The organism is Bradyrhizobium sp. CB82, assembly GCF_029714405.1.
GTDB lineage: Bacteria > Pseudomonadota > Alphaproteobacteria > Rhizobiales > Xanthobacteraceae > Bradyrhizobium.
Genome location: NZ_CP121650.1, coordinates 898031 through 921217, shown reverse-complemented (window position 1 = coordinate 921217; position 23187 = coordinate 898031). Strand labels below are relative to the sequence as shown.

The 23187-nt window shown below is 63.5% G+C and carries 25 protein-coding genes; 13 read left to right on the top strand and 12 right to left on the bottom strand.

Annotated elements, in window-relative coordinates; all coding sequences use genetic code 11:
• Nucleotides 1-11: 11 nt before the first annotated feature.
• Nucleotides 12-233: a hypothetical protein gene (locus tag QA640_RS04380; protein ID WP_283039539.1), complete on the bottom strand. Its 222-nt coding sequence runs from the start codon at nucleotides 231-233 to the stop codon at nucleotides 12-14.
• Between the two features lie 661 nt (nucleotides 234-894).
• Between QA640_RS04380 and QA640_RS04375 the strand changes: the two genes are divergently transcribed.
• The 7 genes from QA640_RS04375 to QA640_RS04340 all read left to right on the top strand — a co-directional run bounded on the left by QA640_RS04375 (nucleotide 895) and on the right by QA640_RS04340 (nucleotide 6390).
• The gene (locus QA640_RS04375; protein ID WP_283039538.1) at nucleotides 895-1095 is read left to right on the top strand and encodes a hypothetical protein; all 201 of its coding nucleotides are present in this window, start codon (nucleotides 895-897) and stop codon (nucleotides 1093-1095) included.
• Nucleotides 1096-1115: 20 nt separating this feature from the next.
• Nucleotides 1116-1523 carry a hypothetical protein gene (locus QA640_RS04370; RefSeq protein WP_283039537.1) on the top strand — a complete coding sequence of 136 codons (408 nt, stop codon included), beginning with the start codon at nucleotides 1116-1118 and terminating at the stop codon, nucleotides 1521-1523.
• Nucleotides 1524-1821: 298 nt separating this feature from the next.
• Nucleotides 1822-2028 carry a DUF3072 domain-containing protein gene (locus QA640_RS04360; protein ID WP_283039536.1) on the top strand — a complete coding sequence of 69 codons (207 nt, stop codon included), beginning with the start codon at nucleotides 1822-1824 and terminating at the stop codon, nucleotides 2026-2028.
• Between the two features lie 30 nt (nucleotides 2029-2058).
• Nucleotides 2059-2361, top strand: a complete 303-nt coding sequence (locus QA640_RS04355; RefSeq protein WP_283043118.1) for a plasmid stabilization protein — start codon at nucleotides 2059-2061, stop codon at nucleotides 2359-2361.
• Nucleotides 2362-2789: 428 nt separating this feature from the next.
• Entirely contained in the window at nucleotides 2790-3734 is a 945-nt protein-coding gene (locus QA640_RS04350; RefSeq protein ID WP_283039535.1) for a complex I NDUFA9 subunit family protein, read from the top strand.
• A 180-nt stretch (nucleotides 3735-3914) separates the two neighbouring features.
• Entirely contained in the window at nucleotides 3915-5909 is a 1995-nt protein-coding gene (locus tag QA640_RS04345) for a protein-L-isoaspartate(D-aspartate) O-methyltransferase (RefSeq protein ID WP_283039534.1), read from the top strand.
• A gap of 247 nt (nucleotides 5910-6156) precedes the next feature.
• On the top strand, nucleotides 6157-6390 hold the full coding sequence (locus tag QA640_RS04340; RefSeq protein WP_283039533.1) for a hypothetical protein: 234 nt from the start codon (nucleotides 6157-6159) through the stop codon (nucleotides 6388-6390).
• A 135-nt stretch (nucleotides 6391-6525) separates the two neighbouring features.
• Here QA640_RS04340 and QA640_RS04335 read toward each other — a convergent pair whose 3' ends face one another.
• The 9 genes from QA640_RS04335 to QA640_RS04295 all read right to left on the bottom strand — a co-directional run bounded on the left by QA640_RS04335 (nucleotide 6526) and on the right by QA640_RS04295 (nucleotide 13691).
• The gene (locus tag QA640_RS04335; RefSeq protein WP_283039532.1) at nucleotides 6526-7194 is read right to left on the bottom strand and encodes a hypothetical protein; all 669 of its coding nucleotides are present in this window, start codon (nucleotides 7192-7194) and stop codon (nucleotides 6526-6528) included.
• A gap of 123 nt (nucleotides 7195-7317) precedes the next feature.
• Nucleotides 7318-7995: a hypothetical protein gene (locus QA640_RS04330; protein WP_283039531.1), complete on the bottom strand. Its 678-nt coding sequence runs from the start codon at nucleotides 7993-7995 to the stop codon at nucleotides 7318-7320.
• Nucleotides 7996-8121: 126 nt separating this feature from the next.
• Nucleotides 8122-8370, bottom strand: a complete 249-nt coding sequence (locus QA640_RS04325) for a hypothetical protein (RefSeq protein WP_283039530.1) — start codon at nucleotides 8368-8370, stop codon at nucleotides 8122-8124.
• Nucleotides 8371-8529: 159 nt separating this feature from the next.
• Complete coding sequence (locus QA640_RS04320) at nucleotides 8530-9303, bottom strand: thioesterase family protein (protein ID WP_283043117.1); 774 nt, start codon at nucleotides 9301-9303, stop codon at nucleotides 8530-8532.
• Between the two features lie 11 nt (nucleotides 9304-9314).
• Nucleotides 9315-10283: a nitronate monooxygenase family protein gene (locus QA640_RS04315; RefSeq protein WP_283039529.1), complete on the bottom strand. Its 969-nt coding sequence runs from the start codon at nucleotides 10281-10283 to the stop codon at nucleotides 9315-9317.
• A gap of 338 nt (nucleotides 10284-10621) precedes the next feature.
• The gene (locus tag QA640_RS04310) at nucleotides 10622-12022 is read right to left on the bottom strand and encodes an aspartate ammonia-lyase (RefSeq protein ID WP_283039528.1); all 1401 of its coding nucleotides are present in this window, start codon (nucleotides 12020-12022) and stop codon (nucleotides 10622-10624) included.
• Between the two features lie 128 nt (nucleotides 12023-12150).
• Nucleotides 12151-12753: a YqaA family protein gene (locus QA640_RS04305; RefSeq protein ID WP_283039527.1), complete on the bottom strand. Its 603-nt coding sequence runs from the start codon at nucleotides 12751-12753 to the stop codon at nucleotides 12151-12153.
• A 45-nt stretch (nucleotides 12754-12798) separates the two neighbouring features.
• Complete coding sequence (hisE, locus tag QA640_RS04300; RefSeq protein ID WP_283039526.1) at nucleotides 12799-13203, bottom strand: phosphoribosyl-ATP diphosphatase; 405 nt, start codon at nucleotides 13201-13203, stop codon at nucleotides 12799-12801.
• Nucleotides 13204-13322: 119 nt separating this feature from the next.
• Complete coding sequence (locus QA640_RS04295; protein WP_283039525.1) at nucleotides 13323-13691, bottom strand: hypothetical protein; 369 nt, start codon at nucleotides 13689-13691, stop codon at nucleotides 13323-13325.
• Between the two features lie 230 nt (nucleotides 13692-13921).
• On the opposite strand from QA640_RS04295, the gene QA640_RS04290 reads away from it, so the two are divergent.
• From QA640_RS04290 to QA640_RS04265, 6 genes are all read left to right on the top strand, one after another.
• Nucleotides 13922-14980 (top strand): ABC transporter substrate-binding protein, encoded by a 1059-nt coding sequence (locus QA640_RS04290; RefSeq protein WP_283039524.1) that lies wholly within the window; start codon nucleotides 13922-13924, stop codon nucleotides 14978-14980.
• 92 nt (nucleotides 14981-15072) lie between these two features.
• Nucleotides 15073-16869: a glucan ABC transporter ATP-binding protein/ permease gene (locus tag QA640_RS04285; RefSeq protein WP_283039523.1), complete on the top strand. Its 1797-nt coding sequence runs from the start codon at nucleotides 15073-15075 to the stop codon at nucleotides 16867-16869.
• A gap of 181 nt (nucleotides 16870-17050) precedes the next feature.
• The gene (locus QA640_RS04280; RefSeq protein ID WP_283039522.1) at nucleotides 17051-18514 is read left to right on the top strand and encodes a D-alanyl-D-alanine carboxypeptidase family protein; all 1464 of its coding nucleotides are present in this window, start codon (nucleotides 17051-17053) and stop codon (nucleotides 18512-18514) included.
• 193 nt (nucleotides 18515-18707) lie between these two features.
• On the top strand, nucleotides 18708-20393 hold the full coding sequence (locus QA640_RS04275; RefSeq protein ID WP_283039521.1) for a long-chain fatty acid--CoA ligase: 1686 nt from the start codon (nucleotides 18708-18710) through the stop codon (nucleotides 20391-20393).
• 16 nt (nucleotides 20394-20409) lie between these two features.
• Nucleotides 20410-20964 (top strand): DUF924 family protein, encoded by a 555-nt coding sequence (locus QA640_RS04270; protein WP_283039520.1) that lies wholly within the window; start codon nucleotides 20410-20412, stop codon nucleotides 20962-20964.
• Between the two features lie 109 nt (nucleotides 20965-21073).
• Nucleotides 21074-21559: a peroxiredoxin gene (locus QA640_RS04265; protein WP_283039519.1), complete on the top strand. Its 486-nt coding sequence runs from the start codon at nucleotides 21074-21076 to the stop codon at nucleotides 21557-21559.
• A gap of 178 nt (nucleotides 21560-21737) precedes the next feature.
• Here the strand turns inward: QA640_RS04265 and rnhA are convergent, their stop codons facing one another.
• Both rnhA and QA640_RS04255 read right to left on the bottom strand, forming a co-directional pair.
• Complete coding sequence (gene rnhA / locus QA640_RS04260) at nucleotides 21738-22202, bottom strand: ribonuclease HI (protein WP_283039518.1); 465 nt, start codon at nucleotides 22200-22202, stop codon at nucleotides 21738-21740.
• Nucleotides 22199-23182, bottom strand: a complete 984-nt coding sequence (locus tag QA640_RS04255; RefSeq protein ID WP_283039517.1) for a homoserine kinase — start codon at nucleotides 23180-23182, stop codon at nucleotides 22199-22201. Before QA640_RS04255 ends, rnhA begins: the two co-directional genes overlap by 4 nt.
• Between the last annotated feature and the right edge of the window lie 5 nt (nucleotides 23183-23187).

The following is a 23187-nucleotide window of genomic DNA, read 5'->3' as shown; positions in this document are numbered from 1 at the left end:
GCGCGGACCGATCACCCGCCAACCAGCCTGGGGAAGAACACGGTTTCCTCCGCGTTCGGATCGAACGACCGGATCTGCGAGACCTGACCCTGACCGGTCCGGACTGCCGCGGTGAAGCCGGTATTGGTGAGCTCGTAGAACCGCTGCTCCGCCTTCGCCAGCTCTCGTTCGTCGTCCGGATTGAAAAGGTGACGGCTGTCGCCGGTACGGTCCATCACGATCTGGATTGCCATGCTCGTCCTCCTCGGAATGCTGATGGCCAAGGACCTGATCCAAGTATCCAGCCGAAGTCGCGAAGTTTCAAGAAGAAGATGTCGTCGCGAGCGTTGGATATGATCAGCCCAAAGGGGCAACCGTCTTCATGACCGGGGATCGGGGAGCAGACTTTGGTCAGGCGGGATTTTCCGTGTGGTGTCCTCGCCTCGCTGCATTTCGTCAACGGAACCACCGGGAAGTCACTAGCTAGGCGAGCGAAGCGATTAGCCGACCGGCGTTCAGCCCTCCACCTGCTCGGTCAGGTCCTCGACGTGGTGCAACACGGGCCATCCGTCCCCGTCGTGGATTGCCGAGTTGATTGGCTGTCAGTGGCGTTCGACGAACTTCGAGCGTCCGCTTCAGTACAGGGTCGCCCGTTTCGCCAGCAGCCTTTCGAGGTTCGCGATATTCTGCTCGCAGATGAATTTCTTCATGCGTTCGGCGCTGAACCTGGTGCGGCAGTCATTGCGTACGCCGCCCCGTGGCATAAAGGTACCTCACGACCTCGGCAAGGGACACGCATTTTAGGGCTATTGCCAAATCCAAGCGGAAATGTAGAGTTCGAGAGTTTTTTTAACACTCTTGAATTCGACACTGCACCGGTTGCGATACGATAGTTTTTTCTCTTGGGGGTCTCCCATGTTCGATCCTGCTACGACGGCGCTTTTGCGCGCAGTCCTGGACGAAGTCTGCGAAGAGGTTTCCCGGACCGAAACGGGCGCCCGCACCCACGTGGCTTCTAAGATCCTGGAAGCCGCGACCCGAGGCGAGACGTCCCCCGTCAGCCTTAAGCAGATCGGCCGGGAGGCTCTCTCCGAAGCGCCGACGATGTGGCGTTAGGTCCCGAGTGGGGGCTAAGGGTGAATTTCCAGGTCACCGTGCTGAAGGTACTGGTGAGCTACCCGGACGGCTTCGCCGTGATGGCCGACCTCAAGCGCGACATGGCAATTCTTGCGACCAGCGGACGCGACTGGGCCGAACGGACCAAGCGCTTGGGCACGCGCGTGCCGGATCTGGACATCTTCTCGCAAGCGCTCGTCGAGCGCTTGAACGGCGGGTGGCGCATTACCCAAAAGGGGCGCGCGGTGCTCGAGTTTATAGAAGCTCGTCCGTGCGGTCCGGAGCCTGTGGCCGAAGAAGCTCCGTCGGCCCGGCCCGGCCCCGCAGCGCCGGCATTGCGGCTCCCGGCGCAAAGGGGGCGGCGACGCCGCGAATGCCGACAGCGGCGGCGGATCGCCCGTGAAGGTGTTCAACCGAACGCTTCCTGAGAGTACCTCTGCAACCCTCGCCGAAGTTGCCGCTGGATGGGTCTCCCGTCCGTGAGAAGGCGAGCACACCGACATGGCCGGCCTCGCGCGAAAAGCGCCACGGCGCGCATGACGGCCGCGTTGGCGCTGAGGCATATTCCATCGCCTCTGCTGGCGCGACACCGTCGTCGGTTGGGACGAATGCAAACTGAGATATTTCGGCGGGCCGCGCAAACGAGCGCCCGGGCAATCTGGATTGACCGGACCGGAATAGGAACAATTAGTGAACTACGCCGTTCCTTGCGCGAGGAGCCCGGCCATGAGCACCAAGGAAACCGCTGCCAATATTCAGAAGAATCCCGACGATTGGGTGTCGGGGGACGAGCCCATGACTGACGCCCAGGCGTCCTACCTGCAGACGCTGTCAGAACAAGCACGCCTGCCCTTCACGGTCGGGAAGGACCTCACCAAGGCGGAGGCATCCAAGCTCATTGACGAACTGCGCAAGAGAGCGGGCGTCGAGTAGGAGAAGCGATACTTGTCAAAGGAGGCCGTGATGCCACGCGGCGACAAACGAAGTTACACCGATAAGCAGAAGCGACAGGCCGAACACATTGAGGAAGGCTACGAAGCCCGAGGTGTTCCCGACAAGGAAGCCGAGCGGCGGGCCTGGGCGACCGTGAACAAAGAAACCCATGGCGGCAAGAAGAGCGGTTCCGGTAGGGGCACCGAAGAAGACACTTCAGCGTCTCGCAAGGGCGGCAGGCTTGGCGGAAAAGCGTCGGCCAGCCGATCGGCCGCTGAACGTTCCAGGTCAGCCAAGAAGGCTGCTCGAACCCGCAAACGCCGGGCGGCGTGAAGGAGGTACAATGCCGACATGCGAAACCTGCGGCAATGACTATGACAAGGCCTTTCAGGTGTTGATGAACGGCCAGGCGCACACGTTCGACAGTTTTGAGTGCGCGATTCATGCTCTGGCCCCGACGTGCAAGCATTGCGGAACGCGCATCGTTGGACACGGCTTGGAAAAGAGCGGCACCTACTATTGCTGCGACCACTGTGCCCAAAAGGAAGGGGTGACTGACCTCCGCGATCGTGTGTAGGAATTCCGGCGACCACGCAGGCAGGTGAGATGACACGGATGCTGCGGTCACTATCCGATCTTGATGGTTGGCGTATGGCCGGCTCCGGCGGATTTCGCCTACGCGGACCGATGGCTCGTCGATAGAACAGACGACCGACGAGCCTGCCGCCTCCGCTGGGCCTTCTTGCTTGAGACTGTCTCAGATGGTGGTGGCCGCAAATAATCGCCTTGTAACGGTGTTCGGCGGAACGGGATTTCTCGGCCGTCGCGTCGTTCGATGCCTTCTCCGGGCGCCTGAGCTGTCCGTTCGGATTGCATCAAGACATCCCGAACGAGGCAGACAGCTTTTTGGCTATGACGACCCGCGCCTCCAATCTGTGGAAGTCGATCTCCGTGACGAGGGTTCGATCGCCAATGCACTTGATGGCGCCTACTGTGCCATCAATGCGGTCAGTCTCTATGTTGAACAAGGACAGGAGACGTTTCACTCCGTGCATGTAGAATCGGCTCGGCGATTGGCCGCCCGAGCACGTCGAGCTGGCGTCAAGCGGCTCATCCACCTTTCCGGAATCGGCTCTGACGCTACTTCACCGTCCCTCTATATTCGCAAGCGCGGCGAAGGCGAACTGGCGGTCCGCGCGGCATTTTCTGAGGCCACGCTGGTTCGCCCGGCTGTCATGTTCGGCCCGGATGACGCGTTTCTCACCACGATCCTCAAACTGCTCCAGCAGTATCCGATCTATCCGATGTTCGGACGCGGATCGACGAGATTGCAACCGGCCTATGTTGACGATGTGGCCGAGGCAATCACAAGAGCACTTCTGAGGACCGAAACGAACGCAATCACGTACGAATGCGCTGGTCCTCGCATTTACACATACAAACAGCTTCTCAGAACCGTCGCGCAGGCAGCCCGCCGCCAACCTATGCTCATTCCCGTGCCATTTGCTGCTTGGCATGTCGCGGGATGGGTTTCGGAACTGTTTCCAAGGCCACCGATCACACGGAATCAGGTGGAGTTGATGCAGATCGACAACGTAGCGTCGGTGGGAATGCCAGGATTTTCTGAGCTTGGAATCCCGCCGCGATCGGTCGAACAAATCATACCGACCATGTTGCGGGAAAGTATCGCTCGAACCGGCTCTTGAGCTGCACCTCCACGAACCATGCCGAATAACGCATGCGTATGATTTCATTCCGCTTTGCGGTTGGCGCGGAACCGGTGCTCCCTCTCGCCTCATTCGGTGCGGTTCAGGTCCGTTGGGGAGGAACCGGTCTCGTTCGTCCCGATTGGCTTTATGTACCGGCATTTGCGATGGATGGGTCGGATGAGCGAATTTGCACATCTTCGCGATCGCATGGTCGACGTTCAACTCGCGCGGCGTGGCATCCGTGACCGTCGCGTGTTGGATGCTATGCGACAGGTCCCGCGGGAGCGGTTCGTGGAATCCGGGTTTGAGGAATTCGCCTACGAAGACGGCGCACTGCCGATCGCGAACAACCAGACCATCTCACAGCCATACATCGTCGCGCTGATGACAGAGGCGGCCGAACTGAAACCGACGGACAGGGTGCTCGAGGTCGGCACCGGCTCAGGCTATGCTGCCGCAATTGCCTCGCGGCTTGCCAAGACCGTTCACACGATCGAGCGACATGGCGCCCTGGCGAGAATCGCCGCGCAGCGGCTGAGTGCGCTCGGATGCGCGAATTGTATTGTCCATACCGGCGACGGCACCCGCGGCCTGGCCGATGAGGCGCCGTTCGACGCGATCCTGGTCGCTGCCGGTGGGCCCTCGGTGCCTGACGCGCTTAAGCGGCAGTTGGCCGTCGGCGGCCGGCTCGTCATCCCCGTCGGCAATTTCGAGGACGAACAATCGCTGCTCCGGATCACGCGCCGGAGCCAGACTGATTATGACGAAGAGACATTCGGAGCCGTCCGCTTCGTGCCTTTGATCGGCGAGCAAGGATGGGCCGAGGATGGCACGCGCTCGGCCAGCAACCACGTTCCCGGTCACACGCGGTTGCGGTCGCTGACGGATATGGTCCGTGCTGCCATCGAACCGTTGCCCGCTTTCGACGATCCTGCATTCGGCGCGCTGTTCGATCGCTTCGGACAGTCGCGCATCGTCTTGCTGGGCGAAGCCAGTCACGGTACGTCGGAGTTCTATCAGGCACGCGCGGCGATCACGCGCCGCCTGATTGAGAAACACGGATTTAGGATCGTCGCCGTGGAAGCGGATTGGCCCGACGCCGCGGCGATCGACCGGTATGTCCGCGCCCGAACGCACCGCGGAGGGCCAAGCGAGACCCCGTTCGAACGGTTTCCGACCTGGATGTGGCGAAATACAGATGTCGTCTCCTTCGTTGACTGGATGCGCAGCCACAACGAACGACTGCCGGCAACCGATCGAGCCGGGTTCTTCGGGCTCGACATTTACAACATGCGCGACTCGATCGCGGCCGTTCTGGCTTACCTCGATAAGGTCGATCCTCAGTCGGCAGCGGTGGCGCGCGAACGTTACGGCTGCCTGACCCCTTGGCAGCGCGAGCCTTCGACTTACGGTCGCGTCGTCCTGACCGAGGGCTATCGAAAGTGCGAGGCGGAGGTGGTTCGGCAGTGCCAGGATATCCTGAAACGGCAGCTCGACTATGCGGCGGACGATCCGGACAGCTTCCTGGATGCCGCGCAGAACGCGCGGTTGATCGCGTCGGCCGAGCGTTACTACCGGATCATGTATTACGGCGGCGCGGAGTCCTGGAATCTACGGGATACGCATATGTTCGAGACGCTGAGCCATGTCCTTGACGCACATGGCCCCCGATCCAAGGCCGTGGTCTGGGCGCACAATTCCCATATCGGCGATGCGCGTTTTACCAGCATGGGCGCGGTCCGCAACGAGCTCAACATTGGCCAGCTTTGTCGGCAAAAATTCGGGGAAGCGGCGTCGCTGATCGGATTGAGCACTCATGGCGGCACGGTGGCAGCCGCATCAGATTGGGACGCCGAGATGGAAGTGATGCGGGTTCGGCCCTCTCGACGGGATAGCTATGAGCGGCTGCTTCACGATGCCGGTACAACGCCCGGCCTGATCGAATTCCGCCGCGAGGAGGCTCTTCGCCGTCGCCTGCTCGAACCGCACCTCGAACGCTTTATCGGCGTGATCTATCGACCGGACACCGAACTGCAAAGCCACTATGCCGAGGCCTCACTGCCTCAACAATTTGACGGGCTGGTGTGGTTTGACGAGAGCCATGCGGTGACACCTTTGGGTCCCGAGCATCGTCGCATCGATGTCCCGGATACCTATCCCTTCGGGGTCTGACCACAGTGGCCCGTCGGCAGTCAATTCCATCCCTACTAAAACTATTGTCAATTCGTTACAGGCGATTGTCGGCCAGGGGCACCAAGCTTCGCTCGCTGCGCGAGCTATGCTTGGCGCGGCCGGTAGCGAAGCGACGAAGTGTTCGCCCATGAAGCCTCCTGGCGAAGACGGGGCATCACCCTCCCCTAGCAATCATCTCGCCTGCCTATATTCTCCTGCGGTGGGTCTTCACCCAGCGAGCAGCTTGATGGCGAGACGACGCGCGACCGAAGGAGAAGCCGGCGACCTCCCCCGCTATTTCGTCTGGGTGCGTGGGCTCGAAGGGCCCGAGCCGCAAAAATGGATGGCGATGGATTTCGGCGTCGACGGCTGGAAGCGGGCGCTGGTGCTGGCCTATCTCGAACTGCCGGAGGAAGAGCGGCATCTGTCGCTGTCGCTGCTGGCAAGGCGCTATCCGCCACCGCGGACCGAGGCGTCTTAGGGTTGGCAGGGAAGCCACACTACCGAAGCCACACTACCAGAGTGTCCGCTCACCGCCCCCTTGCCGCGGTCGGTGTCAGGCCAGAGCGGCGGCGACGGGATGTTGCAGGAGAAGATCCTTCACACGGCGCGTGTGCTACTCGTCGTCGTCATCGCCGAACAGCCGGATCTGCGGGACGCCGCGGCTCTGCGGGACAACACGGCGCGGGCCTGAGCCGAATTCCCGGGCATCGGCATCTTCGCGAACGCTGCGTGCAACGTCGTCCCAATCGGTGCGATCGCGCATGTCGCGCGGATCACGCGCATCGTAGCGGCGGCGCTCGGCCCAGCGCTGCCGCCGGTCGGCGCGATGCCGCTCCGAGGCCGCGCGCTTCACGTCGGCGTCCTTTGCTTTCGCGTTGGCATTGTCCGGCGAGGCGGCCTGTTCCGTCGCGGCCTGTTGCTCCGCAGGCTTGGCGGGCTGCGCGGCTTGTGTATTGGCCTGCCGGGACTCACGGCTTGCAGCCGGCTGTGCCCGCGGCGCGGACGGCTCCGCATTGGCCGTGGCGGTCGGTGCCTCGGCCTGGACAGGCGGCGCGACCGCCGCGCCGAAAACCTGCGATCCTGTGAGATATTGCACCCGCTCGGATGGCGCATTGGTCGTTGCCGTCGACTCCGCGCGCCGCTCCAGCTTGGCTGCATCGGCGCCGCGCTTGGGCGCGATGGGGTTCATGATGTTGCCGGCGACGATGCCGCCGCCAAGACCGATGGCGATGGCTGCGACGATGGTTCCCCCGCCGACAAAATAGGCTGTCAAAGCGCGCATCGGTCCACTCCCTCTTTCGAGCGGGCAACGCATCGCGCAATTTGATGTTCCGGAAACGAAGCGACGCTCGGGAAAATGCTGCAGTTCCGTCGCCAAGCGCGCGCGGAACTCACGAGCTGCGCGTCAGATCTGCTGAGCGACCTTCTCGAGCCCGATGATGCGGGCGAGCTTGCGCACTTCCTCTTTCTGGTCGTCGCGCAGCTGGAATAGCAGCGGCATCGCGGCCGACTTCAACTGCTGGACCTCATCGCAGTTCGGATCGATCGGTACGCCCTGCACCTGTGGATTGGAGAGCTTGTTCGCCTGGATCTTGCGCGCGACGTTGCGCAGCGCGGTCTCGACCGAGGGCCAGTAATATTCCTGCGACGACGACAGCTTCAGCCGGTCCTTGATGCCCGCGATCTGCACGTCTGAGAGCAGCGAGTAGGATTTCTGCGGCTGCGGCCTTGCGACCGCCTTCGGCTTGGCAGGCGCGTCGGTCGCTGCGGCCGGCGCCTCGGACGCGCTCGCCTTGGGCGCCGGGGGCAAATCGGATGGCGTGGCGGCGGCGAAGGCCTGGCGCAGCGGCTCGGTCAGAACAGGCCGGTCGACCGGCTCGACGGCAGCGGAGGCCAGAGCGAGCGTCGGAACGTTCAGTCGGTCGGACTTGCTGGCGCGGTTGGCGGCGACCGGCTTCGGGGCGACCTGCGAGACCATGTCGCTACCCGCGGCCGGCACGCTGTCGCGGCCGAAAATGGCGACGGCAGCAGCACCGAGAACCAGGATGCAAGTCAGCACGACGATGGTGATGGCTTTCGACAAACGTCTCTCCGCGACCGGCTCTCGAGTGCTCAATGCCCGGAAACTGGGCAGGAATTAAGGCCTAACCGTGCCACGGCAGCGGAAAACGCTGGGACGACGGCGACATCGACTGGGAAAATCAACGAATCAGGCGGCTAACGCCAGGTCGTAGGCGTCCTGGATATCGGCGACGATCTCAGAGGCCTCCCACACCGCGCGCGGCTCGACCGCCTGAAGCGTCACGGTCCAGTTGCCGCCACGCCGGGTGCGGGGCACGCTGACGATGTCGAAACGCACATTGCGGCAGAGCGGATGGCGGGCCAGCGCATGCGCCACGCGGACGCGGATTTCATCCAACGTTGCCGACGTCTTGGCGTTGAGAAAATCGTAGTTCATCGCCTGCCCCCTGTTCATGCCGATTAGCGGCTAGGAAGGGATTCTGGGAGCGTGATGGTTAATGCTGCGTTAAATGACGGGTTGTCCGCGCGCGCGGCATGTGGCGCCTGCCGATTTGCCAAGTCCTTCAGCGCTTAAGACCTTCAGCGCTTGAGTCCTTCAGCGCTTCTCGATCACGAGGCTCTGCACCGCGCGGCCGAAATAACCTTGCCGGTCGGCGAGTCGCGACATCGCAAGGCCCGTGCCATCTGCGCCGATCCAGGACTCACCATCGAGCAGGATCCAGTCGCCGACCGGCTGCCGCGCAAAGCTCACGGTGAGGTCGGCGTTGATGTAGGTCCAGGCGCGAAAATCGAGCGTCGAGGCGGTGCCGTTGGAGAAATCGGCGGCGACGACCGCGCGCACAGCCTGCGAGACGGCTTGTCCCTCGATCAGTGGCTTGTCGACGCGAAACCAGATCGCACCGGCTCCGGCCTGGCCGAAGCGGCCGCGCGCTGCACGCATCGAGACCGAGCGCACGAAGGGGCTCGTGGCAGCGTGTCCGTCCTCGACCAGCGACTGCTCCGGCGCCGGCAGGTCGACCTGAAGCTCCCGGACGTCGCCGGGCAGCGCCAGCGCCTGCCGCCTGATCTTCAGCACGGTCGCGCCGACCATGACGACGCCGTCTGCCAGGAGCTTGATGCCGCAAAGCTGGATCTTGCGGCCTTCGCGCAGGACCTCGGTCGCGATGGTGAGCGGCGCCACCGGAACCGGACGCATCAAATCAATAGTGACGCGCGCGATGTCCATCGGCACGGACGTCGCCATCCGCTCGGCCGCCCACACCACGAGCGAAGCCGGCGCCGAGCCGTGCTGCATGCGCGGATCCCATGGACCCGCGGCATCAGGGCTGGTAACGACGCTGTTGCCGTCGATGCGGTAGATGGCGTCCATCGCGAGAGCGGTCACAACGGCGGATCGGTGGCTTCGTCGTATTCCTTCTTGAAGCGCGCGATCAACTCGGCGGCGGGCACGATTCCCTCGACGCTGCCGATGCCCTGGCCCGAGCCCCAGATCTCCTTCCATGCCTTCGGCTTGGCGCGCTCGCCGGAAGCATCGGTGCCGAAATTCATCTTGGAGGGATCCGATGTCGGCAGGTTCTCCGGATCCATGCCGGCGGCGAGGATCGACGGCTTCAGATAGTTGCCATGCACGCCGGTGAAGAGATTCGAATAGACGATGTCGTCGGCCGAGGACGAGGCGATCATCTCCTTGTACTTCTCGACCGCGTTGGCTTCCCTGGTCGCGATGAAGGCCGAGCCGACATAGGCGAAGTCGGCCCCCAGGATGCGCGCGGCGCGAATCGCCTTGCCGTTGCCGATCGCACCCGACAGCGCGATCGGGCCGTCGAACCATTTGCGCGTCTCCGCGACGAAGGCCAGCGGCGAGATCGTGCCGGCGTGGCCGCCGGCGCCGGCCGCGACCAGGATCAGACCGTCGGCGCCCTTCTCGATCGCCTTGTGCGCGAACTTCTGGTTGATCACGTCGTGGAAGACGATGCCGCCCCAATTGTGCACGGCCTGATTGAGCTCCTCGCGCGCGCCGAGCGAGGAGATGATCATCGGAACCTTGTATTTGGCGCAAAGCGCCATGTCGTGATCGAGCCGGTTGTTCGACTTGTGCACGATCTGGTTCACCGCGAACGGCGCGGAGGGGCGCTCGGGATGAGCACGGTCATAGGCCGCGAGCTCTTCGGTGATCCGTGCCAGCCACTCGTCGAGCAGCTCCGGCGGCCGCGCATTGAGCGCCGGGAACGAGCCGACCACACCCGCCTTGCACTGCGCGATCACGAGATCGGGCACCGAGATGATGAAGAGCGGCGAGCCGATCACGGGGATCGACAGACGCCCTTTGAACAAGGCAGGCATGGACATTGCGAAACGATCCTCTGCTGGCGGACAAGATGGCTGCTGGGCGCCATACCAACAAGGCAATCTTTCCACTGTCAAGTATTGCGTTTCCGCGCCGCCGGCCGGACGCCGTTACCGCAATTCCAACTCACGGAATTCACTGTGTTTCGCGCAGGAGCGCGATCCACCTTCGTCATTCCCACATTGCGCAATTGCGCAATGGGATGCGCCGACAGGCGCACCGGAATGCATCGTGCCTCAGAGCGAATGGCAACTCCGGTTTCGCGTGGAGGCTGTCATCGGCCGCCTTGGCGCGGACTCGTTTGCGCCCCGGAATGTCGGCATCTGCGAGTGACGACAATTCACTCGCTCAAATCGGGGTTGATCAGTCGTTCGAATGAGAACATCTCGTCCCATTTCTCCTGCGTCAGCAGCTTGCGCTCGACCACCACGATCTGGTGCAGCGACTTGCCGCTCTTGTAGCCCTCGCGCGCGATCTCGGCGCATTGCTTGTATCCGAGCAGCGGCTTCAGCACGGTGACGATGCCGAGCGAGTTGAGCACCATGTTGCGGGTGTGCTCCTCGTTGGCGGTGATGCCGATGATGCAATTCTGGCGCAGGCTGTTGACTGCGCGCTCCATGGTGCGGATCGAGAAGAACAGCGCGAACGAGATTACCGGCTCCATCACGTTGAGCTGGAGCTGGCCGGCGGAGGCCGCCAGCGTCACCGTGGTGTCAAGGCCGATGACGAGGAAGCTGGTCTGGTTGACGACCTCGGGGATCACCGGATTGACCTTGCCGGGCATGATGGACGAACCCGGCTGAAGCTGCGGCAAATTGATCTCGTTGAAGCCCGCACGCGGGCCGGAGGCGAGCAGGCGAATGTCGTTGCAGATCTTGGTGAGCTTGCTCGCGGTGCGCTTGAGCACGCCGGAGAGCTGCACATAGGCGCCGGTGTCCGACGTCGCCTCGACAAGATCGCCCGCCAGCACGAAGTCGACGCCCGTCAGAGCACTCAGATGCCGAACCGCAAGTTTTGGATAGCCGACGGCGGCCGTGACCGACGTGCCGATCGCGGTGGCGCCGAGATTGATCTCGCGCAGCAGCGCGCGAGCTTCCGAGATGCGATCGACCTCCTCGCCGATCGTGGTGCCCCAGCCGCGGAATTCGGCCCCTAGCGACATCGGCACCGCGTCCTGGAGATGCGTGCGGCCCATCTTCAGCACGCGATCGAACTCGCGCCCCTTGGCGAAGAACGCCTCCTGTAACTGCCGCAGCGCCGTCATATAGCTCTCGAGCCGCAGGATCAGTGCCAGGCGAAAGGCGGTCGGATAGGTGTCGTTGGTCGACTGGCCGTAATTGACGTGATCGTTCGGGCTCACGTGCTGGTAGTCGCCCTTGCTGAAGCCGAGCGATTCCAGCGCGAGGTTGGCGATCACCTCGTTGGCGTTCATGTTGGTGGAGGTGCCGGCGCCGCCCTGGATGAAATCGGTGACGAACTGATCCATCATGTCGCCGGCGATGACGCGGTCGCAGCCGAGGATGATCGCGTCGGCGACCTTGGCATCGATCGCGCCGAGATCGCGATTGGCCATCGCGGCGGCTTTCTTCACGTAGCCAAGCGCCTTCACGAAGTAAGGCTCCTGGTTCATCGGAATGCCGGTGATGTGGAAGTTCTCCTTCCCGCGGATGGTCTGGACGCCGTAGTAGATGTCGTCGGCGATCTCACGCTGTCCGAGGAAGTCCTGCTCCGTACGGCTCATGGGCGCTCCTTATGGTTTGCTCGCGCGCGGTGTCATCGCTTCAGTTCTGGCACAACGCGGTGGTGACGACTTCACACTTTGCGCTAACGCGGCCCTTCGGGTCCTGATCATGCTCCAGCTACGCTTGCTCAGATCAGCTTGATCGCGATCACGAAGCCGAGCACCAGCACCGCGGCCAAGATCGCCACCCACAATCCGAGATGCCGCTCGATCCTGACCCGGATCCAGTCGCCATAGCGGTTGAGCAGGATGGCCGCGATGAAGAAGCGGCCGCCGCGTGCAATGATGGAGAACAGGACGAACAGAAGCAGATTGTAGCCGGCAAAGCCCGAGGTGATGGTGACGAGCTTGTAAGGGATCGGTGTCAGACCCTTGAGCAGGATGATCACGGCGCCCCATTCGGCGTATTTGGCACGGAATCCCTCGACCTGGTCGCCAAGCCCGTAGAGCTGGATCAGCCAATGCCCTAGCGAGTCATAGAGCAGCGCCCCGATGGCATAGCCGAGGATGCCGCCGAGCACCGAGGTCGCGGTGCAGACGGTGGCGTAGACCCAGGCGCGCTGCGGGCGCGCCAGCGACATCGGCACCAGCATCACGTCCGGAGGGACGGGAAAGAACGAGCTTTCGGCGAAAGCCACGGCGCCCATGATCCAAAGCGCGTAGGGCTTGTGGGCGGCGTCGATGCACCAGTCGTAGATACGTTTCAGCATGGCGCCGCGATGAAGCACCATGGGAGCGATTTGTCCATGGCGAGATAGGGCCGATTTGTATTGCTTCTAGTGCCGCTTGCGCGCCGTGCGGCCCTCGAGCGCGACAATTGGCCGCCGGGAGGCGACACGGGGCGAGGCGACCTTGGGCAGTTTCATCGGCGATTTCGGCAGCTTCTCGGCGATGCCGAGCAGGTCCTCCCGCCGCGCCATCTCGCGCCACACGTCCTCAGGCCGCACGCCGGCCGAGGCCCAGAGCACGGTGAGATTGTAGAGCAGGTCGGCGCTTTCCCGGATCACGGCTTCGTTGTCGCCATGAACGGCGTCGATGACAACCTCGATGGCCTCCTCAGCGAGTTTTTTCGCCATTTTGGCCGGGCCGCGCTGAAACAGCCGGGCGGTACGCGATGTTGCCGGATCAAGATTCCTGGCCGCGAGCACAGCCAGATATAGCCGCTCAAGCGAATCACTCATGGTACTCAAGACTACTCTAAACCCATGGTAGACGCGTTAACGTCCGACAACAAATGCAAAAAACAGACCGACGCGGCAAGCACGACGGCCTGTTTTGGTCAACGTTTGGTGGCCGATGGCTAGTAGGCCGGCGGCGGAACGGTGTAGCCGCCGTAGCGCTCCTCGTAGCCGTAATAGCCGCTGCCATAGTAGGCCGGGCCGCCGTAGTAGACCGGGCCCCTGTAGTAGGCCGGCCCACCGTAATAGGCCGGGCCACCGTAGTAGGCGGGCCCGCCGTAGTCATAGGCGTACGCATCGCGGGCGGCGGCGATGGCCAGGCCCGTGCCGACGATGCCGGCAAAGGCGGCGGCTGCCGCCGCTCCGCCACCACCATGCCAATGGCGGCCACCCGCAAACGATGCCGAAGGTGCGGCCGTTGTCAGCGCCAGCACAGCGGCCGTGGCAAGGATGGCCTTGCGGCCAACAATTCTCGAAGCTCGGTCGAACATGACTAAAGGCCTCCAATGGCTGCCTGCGGGCAGGCTTGTTCCTAAACCCCCGGATCCCATGTTGAGTTCCCGATCCTCAACGCAAGCTGAACCGCGACAAATTCTCGCGGAGATTGCGAAATCGTGATGCATTCCGCTCATCAACCGTTCAGGTTTGATCGTCCAGGATGGCTGTCGCCGGCGCTTTGCAAGCGTCACCAAAAAGAAACAGCGCAGTCCGGCGCGAATTCATGCCCCCATACCCGACATTCCTCTCCCGCTGCCTGTTGGCTCTCTGGATCGGGCTCGGGGTGCTCGCGTGTTCGGGCCCGCGCGCGGCGAGCGCCGCAGACGACGCGGCGCGGCATGTCGCGATCCGGTTCACCTTCGACCGCCCGATTGAATCGAGCATGGCGCCGTTCTTCATGGCGGAGAAAGACGGGCTATTCGGCGCCGAGCATCTCACCGTGTCGTTCAACAGCGCCGCGGGCTCGCCGGAGACGCTTGCGCGCATCGCCAGGGGCGACAGCGATCTCGCCCTTATCGACATCAACGAATTGGTCCGCTTTCGCGACAGGGTGGAGACCGCGCCGATCAAGGCCGTGTTCGTGCTGTTCAATCGCGCGCCCTACGCGATCGTGGCACGCAGGAGCCGCGGCATCCACACGCTGTCCGATCTCGAGGGCAAGACGGTCGGCGTTGCCGACAGCGACCTGTCGATTAGGCTGTGGCCGGCGCTCGCGCATCAAAACGGGGTCACCGCGACCCATGTGAGATTCTACAAGATGAGTGCCGCGGTGCGCGAGCCGATCCTGTCCGCCGGACAGGTCGATGCCGTCACAGGCTTCAGCTATCTGTCGGCCGTGAATTTGCGCGACCGCGGCGTGCCGGCCGACGATCTCGCGGTGCTGCGCTATGCAGATTATGGCTGCGAGGCCTATGGCTTTGCCGTGGTCGTAAACCCGTCCTTTGCCGCTTCGACGCCGGACGCCGTGAAAGGTTTCGTGCGCGCGCTGATCGGCGGTCTCAATGCAACGGTCAAGGAGCCGGAGCGCGCGGTCGACGGGATCGTCAGCCGGATGGAGGATGGCGTGCGCGACCTCGAACTCGCGCGGCTGTCCACCGTACTGGCCGACAACATCCTGACCGACGAGGTCCGCCGCAACGGCCTCGGCGGCGTCGATCCCGTCCGCTTCGATCGCGCGATCGACCAGATCGCGCAGGATTTCAAGTTCCGCAAGCGCCCCTCCGCGAACGATATTATCGACGAACAGTTCCTGCCGCCGATGGCTGGCCGGCTGATCAATTGAATAAAACTGACAGCTTCGGCTGTATCTTGCGACCCATCCCTGATTAGAATGTCACCTCGTGCGATCCCGCTTGTCCAGGTGCCGTGCATTTCATGTCGATCCTTCGTCTTTACACCCGCGTTCTCGAGCTGCTCGGCAAGGAGGCGCGGCTGGGCTGGCTGCTCGCTGTCGCCAATCTGCTGCTCGCGACGGCCCAGTTCGCCGAGCCCGTGCTGTTCGGCAGGATCGTCGACGTGCTCTCCGGCAAAACCGTCGCCGGCTCGAACTCTGCCTGGCCGTTCCTGCTCGCCTGGGTCGCGTTCGGGTTGTTCACGATCGGCTGTAGTGCACTGGTGGCGCTGCATGCCGACCGGCTCGCCCATCGCCAACGCCAGACGGTGCTGACGAGCTATTTCGAACATATTCTGCAACTGCCGCTGACCTTCCACTCCGGCACCCATTCCGGGCGGCTGATGAAGGTGATGCTCAACGGCACGGATGCGCTGTGGCGGCTGTGGCTCGGCTTCTTCCGCGAGCATTTTGCCGCGATCCTGTCGGTGCTCGTGCTGCTGCCGCTGTCGCTCTATCTGAACTGGCGGCTCGCGATCCTGCTGTTCGCGCTCTGCATCGTATTCACGGCCCTGACGACCTTCGTCGTGCGCAGGACCTACGGCTTGCAGATGACGGTCGAGGAGTACTATAGCGATCTCTCCGCGCGCGCCTCCGACGCGCTCGGCAACGTCGCGTTGGTGCAGAGCTTCGTCCGCGTCGAAGCCGAGGTGCAGGGATTGCGCTTCGTTGCCGACCAGTTGCTCGCTGCGCAAATGCCGGTGCTGTCCTGGTGGGCGCTCGTCACCGTCATCACCCGCGCCTCCACCACCATCACGGTGCTCGCGATCTTCACGCTCGGCATCGCGCTGCACGACCAGGGGCTGACGACGGTCGGCGAGATCGTGATGTTCGTGAGCTTTGCAACGCTTTTGATCCAGAAGCTCGAGCAGGTCGTGAGCTTCGTCAACAACGTCTTCATGGAAGCGCCGCGGCTGCGCGAGTTCTTCAACGTGCTCGACGCCGTGCCCGCCGTGCACGACGGACCGAATGCGATCGACACCGGGCGCCTCTCGGGCCTCGTCGAATTCCACGACGTCACCTTCTCCTATGACGGCAAGCGGCCGGCGGTCGAGGACCTCTCCTTCACCGCGCTGCCCGGGCAGACCATCGCGCTGGTCGGCCCGACCGGCGCCGGCAAGTCGACCGCGATCGCGCTTCTGCATCGCGCCTTCGACCCGCAGTCCGGCTTCATCAAGATCGACGGCATGGATGTGCGCGGGCTGAAGCTTACGGCGTTGCGGCGGAACATCGGCGTGGTGTTCCAGGAAGCACTGCTGTTCAACCGCTCGATCGCGGAGAATTTGCGCGTCGGCAAGCCGGACGCAACCGACGCCGAGATGCAGCTCGCGGCCGAGCGCGCGCAGGCGCTCGACTTCATCGAGCGCAGCGGCGGCTTCGAGACCAATGCCGGCGAGCGCGGGCGCATGCTGTCCGGCGGCGAGCGGCAGCGGCTGTCTATCGCGCGTGCGCTCCTCAAGGATCCGCCGATCCTGATCCTCGACGAGGCGACCAGCGCGCTCGATGCCGTCACCGAAACCAAGGTGAACGCAGCCCTCGATGAAGTGATGCGAGGTCGCACCACGTTTGTCATCGCACATCGCCTGTCGACCATCCGCCATGCCACCAAAATCCTGGTGTTCGACAGTGGCCGCGTGATCGAAAGCGGAACGTTCGATGAACTCGTGGCCAAAGGCGGCCATTTTGCCACGCTCGCCAAGGCCCAGTTCATGGTGCAGGAAAATGCACGGGCAAGCGTGGCGGCGGCGGAGGCCGCAGCCTCGGCGGTGAAGTCCCAGTAAAACCGTCGAAATTCGGCCTATTTCATCGCTGAATACCGGTCCTGGCCCCCTGTTCTCGGTGAACGAGCCGGTATAGGTTTGCACCCGCCGCAAGCGGCGGCGCTGACATACGCTTCAAACCCGAACCTCAGATCATGAGAACCGCATTATCGGGCGGCTCTCCAAGGACCGGAATCGGATAGTGCACTTCCTTCGCCCGCTGCTTCGCCTTGCCCCCCTGAACCTGGCCGTCGTGGCCGCCGCGCTGATGTTGCTTGCGCCGCGCGATGCGCGCGCCGAGGCGCTGCTTCTGATCGAGGCTGAGAGCGGCAAGGTCTTGCAGGCCGAGAACGCGACCATCCCGTGGTATCCGGCTTCGGTCACCAAGATCATGACCGCCTATGTCACGCTGAAGGCGGTGAAGGACGGCAAGCTCACGCTCGACACGCTGCTGACGGTCTCACCGACAGCCGCTTCGCAATCGCCCTCGAAGATGGGCTTTCGTCCCGGCACGCAGGTCACCGTCGACAATGCACTGAAGATGATGATGGTCAAGTCGGCGAACGATATGGCCGTGGTGCTCGCCGAGGGCGTCGGCGGTTCGATCGACGGCTTCTCCGCGATGATGAACCAGACTGCCTCGAGGCTCGGCATGACGCAGACGAGCTACGTCAATCCCAACGGCCTGCCCGCCGATGGCCAGATCACCTCGGCGCGCGATCTCGGCATCCTGGCGCGCTCGTTTCTGCGCGACCTGCCGGAATACGAATATTTCGTGCACATCCCGGCGATCCGGTTGGGCAAACGCATCACGCCGAACTTCAACAAGCTGATCGGCCGCTATCCCGGCGCCGACGGCTTCAAGACCGGCTTCATCTGCGCCTCCGGCTACAATCTCGTGGCATCGGCGTCCCGCAACGGACGGCGGCTGATCGCGGTGGTGCTCGGCGCCAATTCCGGCACTGCGCGCGCGGTCAAGGCGGCGCAGCTTCTGGAGCGCGGCTTCTCGCAGGACACGCTGTCGTGGCTGCGTCCCGCGCTCGGCACGGTCGACAGCCTCGTGCCAGTCGACGCCTCGCCGCCGAACCTGCGCGACGAGATGTGCGGCGGCCACCGCAGGCGCCCGGCGAGCGACGAGGACGACGCGCTGATCGCAACCAATGGCAGCACGGGCGGATCGACGTCCCAAACCGGCGGCGAAGCCCAGGTGACGTTCTTCACCGCCGGCCTGCAACCGCCCATGATGAAGGCGTCCGACCTGGTCGCCTCCGCCGCCGCGCCCGCCGAGCCGGTGCTGGTCTATACCGGCCCGACCCGAAGCGGCGCCGCCCTGATTGCGGCGGTCGCGGCCGATGCCGACCAACAGGCAACGCCGCGGGCGCGTGGCAAGAAGTCCCGCGTTGCGGCGAAGAAGCCTGAGGCGACCGACAAGCCGAAAGATGCGGGCAAGGACGCCAAGTCGAGCGCCAAGCTCGATGCTGCCAAACCGGATGCGAAGGGCGAAGCCAAACCCGCAGCCAAGCCGGTCAAGCACGCCAATGCCAAGCCCGACGCGGCTGCGAAACCCGCGGAAAAGCCGGCGGCGAACGGCGATTCCGCTGCCAAACCTACCAAGCCGAAGACGACCACCAAGCCCGCGGCCAAGTCTGCGCCCAACAACAGTTAACGGCACGCGCCGGCGGACGGCTGCTCCCGCATTTCGCAACTGCGACAAGCGCCGCTTGCGACGTTTCAAGTAGCCACGTCGGGGCCATAGTCCTAAGCCTCAAACGCTTGCCACCGGTTGCGACAGGCTCGATACTGCGTGCAACGAGGCAAGCCCGAGACACATCGGGCTCTGGTTTAGGAGGGGAATACCTATGGAGCGCATCTGGCTCAAACAATATCCGCCCGGCGTGCCCGCCGATATCGAGCCGACGCAATACGCCTCGCTGGTCGACCTCCTGGAGGAGAGCTTTGCGAAGTTCGCCGACCGCAAGGCCTTCATCTGCATGGACAAGGCGATCAGCTACCGCGACCTCGATCAGATGTCGCTGGCGCTTGCCTCCTATTTGCAGAGCCGCGGCCTGCAACGCGGCGCGCGCGTCGCGATCATGATGCCGAACGTGCTGCAATATCCGGTCGCGACCGCGGCCGTGCTGCGCGCCGGCTTCGCGGTCGTCAACGTCAACCCGCTCTACACGCCGCGCGAGCTCGAGCACCAGCTCAAGGACTCCGGCGCCGAAGCCATCATCGTGCTGGAGAATTTTGCCCATACCGTCGAGCAGGTGATCACCAAGACGTCCGTCAAGCACGTCATCATCGCGAGCATGGGCGACCTTCTCGGCTTCAAGGGCGTGATCGTCAATCTCGTCGTTCGCCGGGTGAAGAAAATGGTGCCGGCCTATTCGCTGCCGGGCGCGACCGCCTTCAACGATGCGCTGGCGGCAGGCCGCAGCGCGACCTTCAACAAGCCGAAACTATCGCCCGGCGACGTCGCTTTCCTGCAATATACCGGCGGCACGACCGGCGTCTCCAAAGGCGCGACGCTGCTTCACCGCAACATCGTCGCCAACGTGCTGCAGAACGACGCCTGGCTTCAACCGGCGCTTGCCGCGCCGCCGCAGATCGACCAGCTTCTGATCGTCTGCGCGCTCCCGCTCTATCACATCTTTGCGCTGACGGCCTGCTACCTGCTGGCGGTACGTGCCGGCGGCTGCAATCTGCTGATCCCCAACCCGCGCGACATCCCCGGCTTCATCAAGGAGCTGGCGAAGTACCAGGTCAACAGCTTCCCGGCGGTCAACACGCTCTACAACGGCCTGATGCACCATCCCGATTTCAAGAAGCTCGACTTCTCCAAGCTGAAGATCTCCAATGGCGGCGGCATGGCCGTGCAGCGCCCGGTCGCCGAGCAGTGGAAGGCGGTGACCGGCTGCTTCATCGCCGAAGGCTACGGCCTGTCGGAGACCGCGCCGACCCTCACCTGCAATCCGGCGACCACGAGCGAGTTCTCCGGGTCGATCGGCATTCCCGTGCCCTCGACCTGGATCTCGATCCGCGACGACGACGGCAACGAGGTGGCGCTGGGACAGCCCGGCGAAATCTGCGCCAAGGGCCCGCAGGTGATGTCGGGCTACTGGAACAGGCCCGAGGAGACCGCGAAGGTGATGACGGCGGACGGCTATTTCCGCACCGGCGACATCGGCGTGATGGACGAGAAGGGCTACATCAAGATCGTCGATCGCAAGAAGGACATGATCCTGGTCTCGGGCTTCAACGTCTATCCGAACGAGATCGAGGAAGTGATCGCAAGCCATCCGGGCGTGCTCGAATGCGCCGTGATCGGCATTCCCGATGCGAAGTCGGGCGAGGCGGTGAAGGCGTTCGTGGTGAAGAAGGATCCGAACCTGACGGCCGAGGACGTGATCAAGTTCTGTCACGAGCAGCTCACCGGCTACAAGGTGCCCAAGCACATCGAGTTCCGGACCGAGTTGCCGAAGACCAATGTCGGCAAGATTTTGCGCCGGCAGCTCCGCGACGAGAAGAAGGCCGAGGCGGCGTAGCCACGGCCTTTCCGTGATGACCGAGGTCGACGACATCACCCCAGGAGGCGTTCTCGCCTTCTGGCGCGAGGCGGGCGGCGACCGCTGGTACAAGCGCGACGATGATTTCGATGCCGAAATCCGGAGCCGCTTTCTCGAACTGTGGCGGCGCGCGGCGAATGGGGACTTGTCGTCGTGGGAAGCGAGCGATGACGGCGCGCTGGCGCTCGTCATCGTGCTCGACCAGTTTCCCCGCAACATGTTCCGCGGCGACGCGCTGACCTATGCGAGCGATGGGCAGGCCCGCGAGGTGGCGCGGCGTGCGCTGGCGCGTGGTACAGACGAACGGGTCGACCCGGCCTTGCGCGAATTCCTCTACATGCCCTTCATGCATTCCGAGCATCTCGCGGACCAGCTGCACTGCGTGGCGCTGTTCCGGAAAGTCGACGGCAGCGACAACCTGAAATACGCCGAGGAGCACGCTGACATCATCCGCCGGTTCGGCCGCTTCCCACATCGCAATCGCATCCTCGGCCGCAGCTCCACGCCGGACGAGCAGGCGTTCCTGGATGAGGGCAACTTCTCCGGCTGATGACATCACGGTGAAGGACGACGAACCCTGCCGCTTTGCGCATCGCAAATATTGTGCGGCCCGGCCGCCCGGTCTACAAAGCGGAACCGATTTTCCAGGGAGAATGATGATGGCGATCCAGATTGGCGACAAGCTGCCCGAGGCGAAATTCCGCGTGATGACGGCGGACGGTCCGCAGGTCAAATCGACCGACGACATCTTCAAGGGCAAGAAAGTCGCGCTGTTCGCGGTGCCCGGCGCCTACACCGGCACCTGCCACAAGATGCATCTGCCGAGCATCTTTCTCAACGCCTATGCCATGAAGGACAAGGGCGTCGACACCATCGCGATCGTCTCGGTCAACGATGCCTTCGTGATGAACGCCTGGAAGCGCGACACCGACCAGCGTGACGAGGCGACCTTCCTGGCCGACGGCAATGCCGACTTCACCAAGGCGATCGGCATGGAGTTAGATGCCTCCGCCAACGGTCTCGGTATCCGCTCCAAACGCTACTCGATGCTGGTCGAGGACGGCGTGGTGAAGAAGCTGAACCTCGAGGCAATGCCCGGCAAGGTCGAGGTTTCCGGCGGCGATACGCTGCTTGGGCAGCTGTAAGGCGGACACCCTTTCAAATCTGACGCTGTCATGCCCCGCGAAAGCGGGGCATCCAGTATTCCAGAGGCTTCGAGATCCACGACGACTGCCGCAGCGTACTGGATCGCCCGGTCGAGTCGGGCGATGACGCCTGAGGGTGTGCGACTTCTGCGACGATGACGGGGGCGCGTGGCTCGCTCTACTCCCTCACCCGCTGCTGCAGCCTCGCCATCGCAATCCCGTCGCGCGCGAGTTGATCGGCGCGCTCGTTTTCGGGGTGGCCGGCGTGACCCTTGATCCAGTGCCAGCGCACCTCATGCGCCTTCAGCGCGGCGTCGAGGCGCTGCCAGAGCTCGACGTTCTTCACCGGCTTCTTGTCGGCGGTGCGCCAGCCATTGCGCTTCCAGCCATGGATCCAGCCGGTGATGCCCTGCCGGACATATTGACTGTCGGTGTAGAGATCGACGGTGCAGGGCTTCTTCAGCGCCTCCAGCGCCGAGATCGCCGCCATCAACTCCATCTGGTTGTTGGTGGTGTGGCGCTCGCCGCCGTTCAGCTCTTTCTCCTTGTCGCCAAACCTCAGGATCGCGCCCCAGCCGCCGGGCCCGGGATTTCCCGAGCACGCGCCATCCGTGAAGATCATGACATTGGGCAGCTCGCTCACGCGACTAGTCCCGAGGGCAAGAGGCCATAGTCGCGCACGCTCGAAACGCTCTGGTGGAAGCGTAGCTTGCGGACGTATTCGAGCGGGTCCTTGGGGCGCACCAGCGCGCCCGGCGGCACGTTGAGCCAGTCGACCAGCCGTGTCAGCAGGAAGCGGATCGCCGCACCTCGCGCCAGCAGTGGTAGCGCGGCTTCCTCCGCCTCAGTCAACTTTCGCACACGCCCATAGGCATTGAGGAAGGCGCGCGCCTTGGTGACGTTGAAGGAATGATCCGGCTCGAAGCACCAGGCATTGAGACAGATGGCGATGTCATAGGCGAACATGTCGTTGCAGGCGAAGGTGAAGTCGATAATCCCTGAGAGCTGGTCGCCGAGGAAGAAGACATTGTCGTTGAACAGGTCGGCGTGGATCACGCCCTCGGGCAGGTTGTTCGGCCAGACACCGCTCGAGAGATAGTCGAGCTCGGTTTCAAGGAACGCACGCAATCCAATCTGCACCTCGTCGGCGCGGGCGGCGGCCGAATCGAACAACGGCCGCCAGCCGGACACCGAGAGCGCGTTGTCGCGCCGAGCCGCGAAATTGGCGCCGGCCAGATGCATCTTCGCCAGCGCGTCGCCGACGCCCGCGCAATGCGTGGCGTTCGGCTTGCGCGGCCAAATGCCCTCGAGAAAGGTGATGATCGCCGCAGGCCGTCCCGCGAGTTCGTGCAGCGCCTTGCCGTCCTTCGCCTTCACCGGCAAGGGACAGTTGATACCGTGCTCGGCGAGATGCGTCATCAGCGCGAGGAAGAACGGCAGGTCGTTCTTCGCCACGCGCTTCTCATAGAGCGTGAGGATGAACGAGCCCTTGCTGGTGTGCAGCAGGAAGTTGGAATTCTCGACGCCCTCGGCGATGCCCTTGTAGGAGAGCAATTCGCCGAGATCATATTCGCTCAGGTAATCCGCAAGCTCGTCGGCGGCGACGTCGGTGTAGACCGCCATACAAG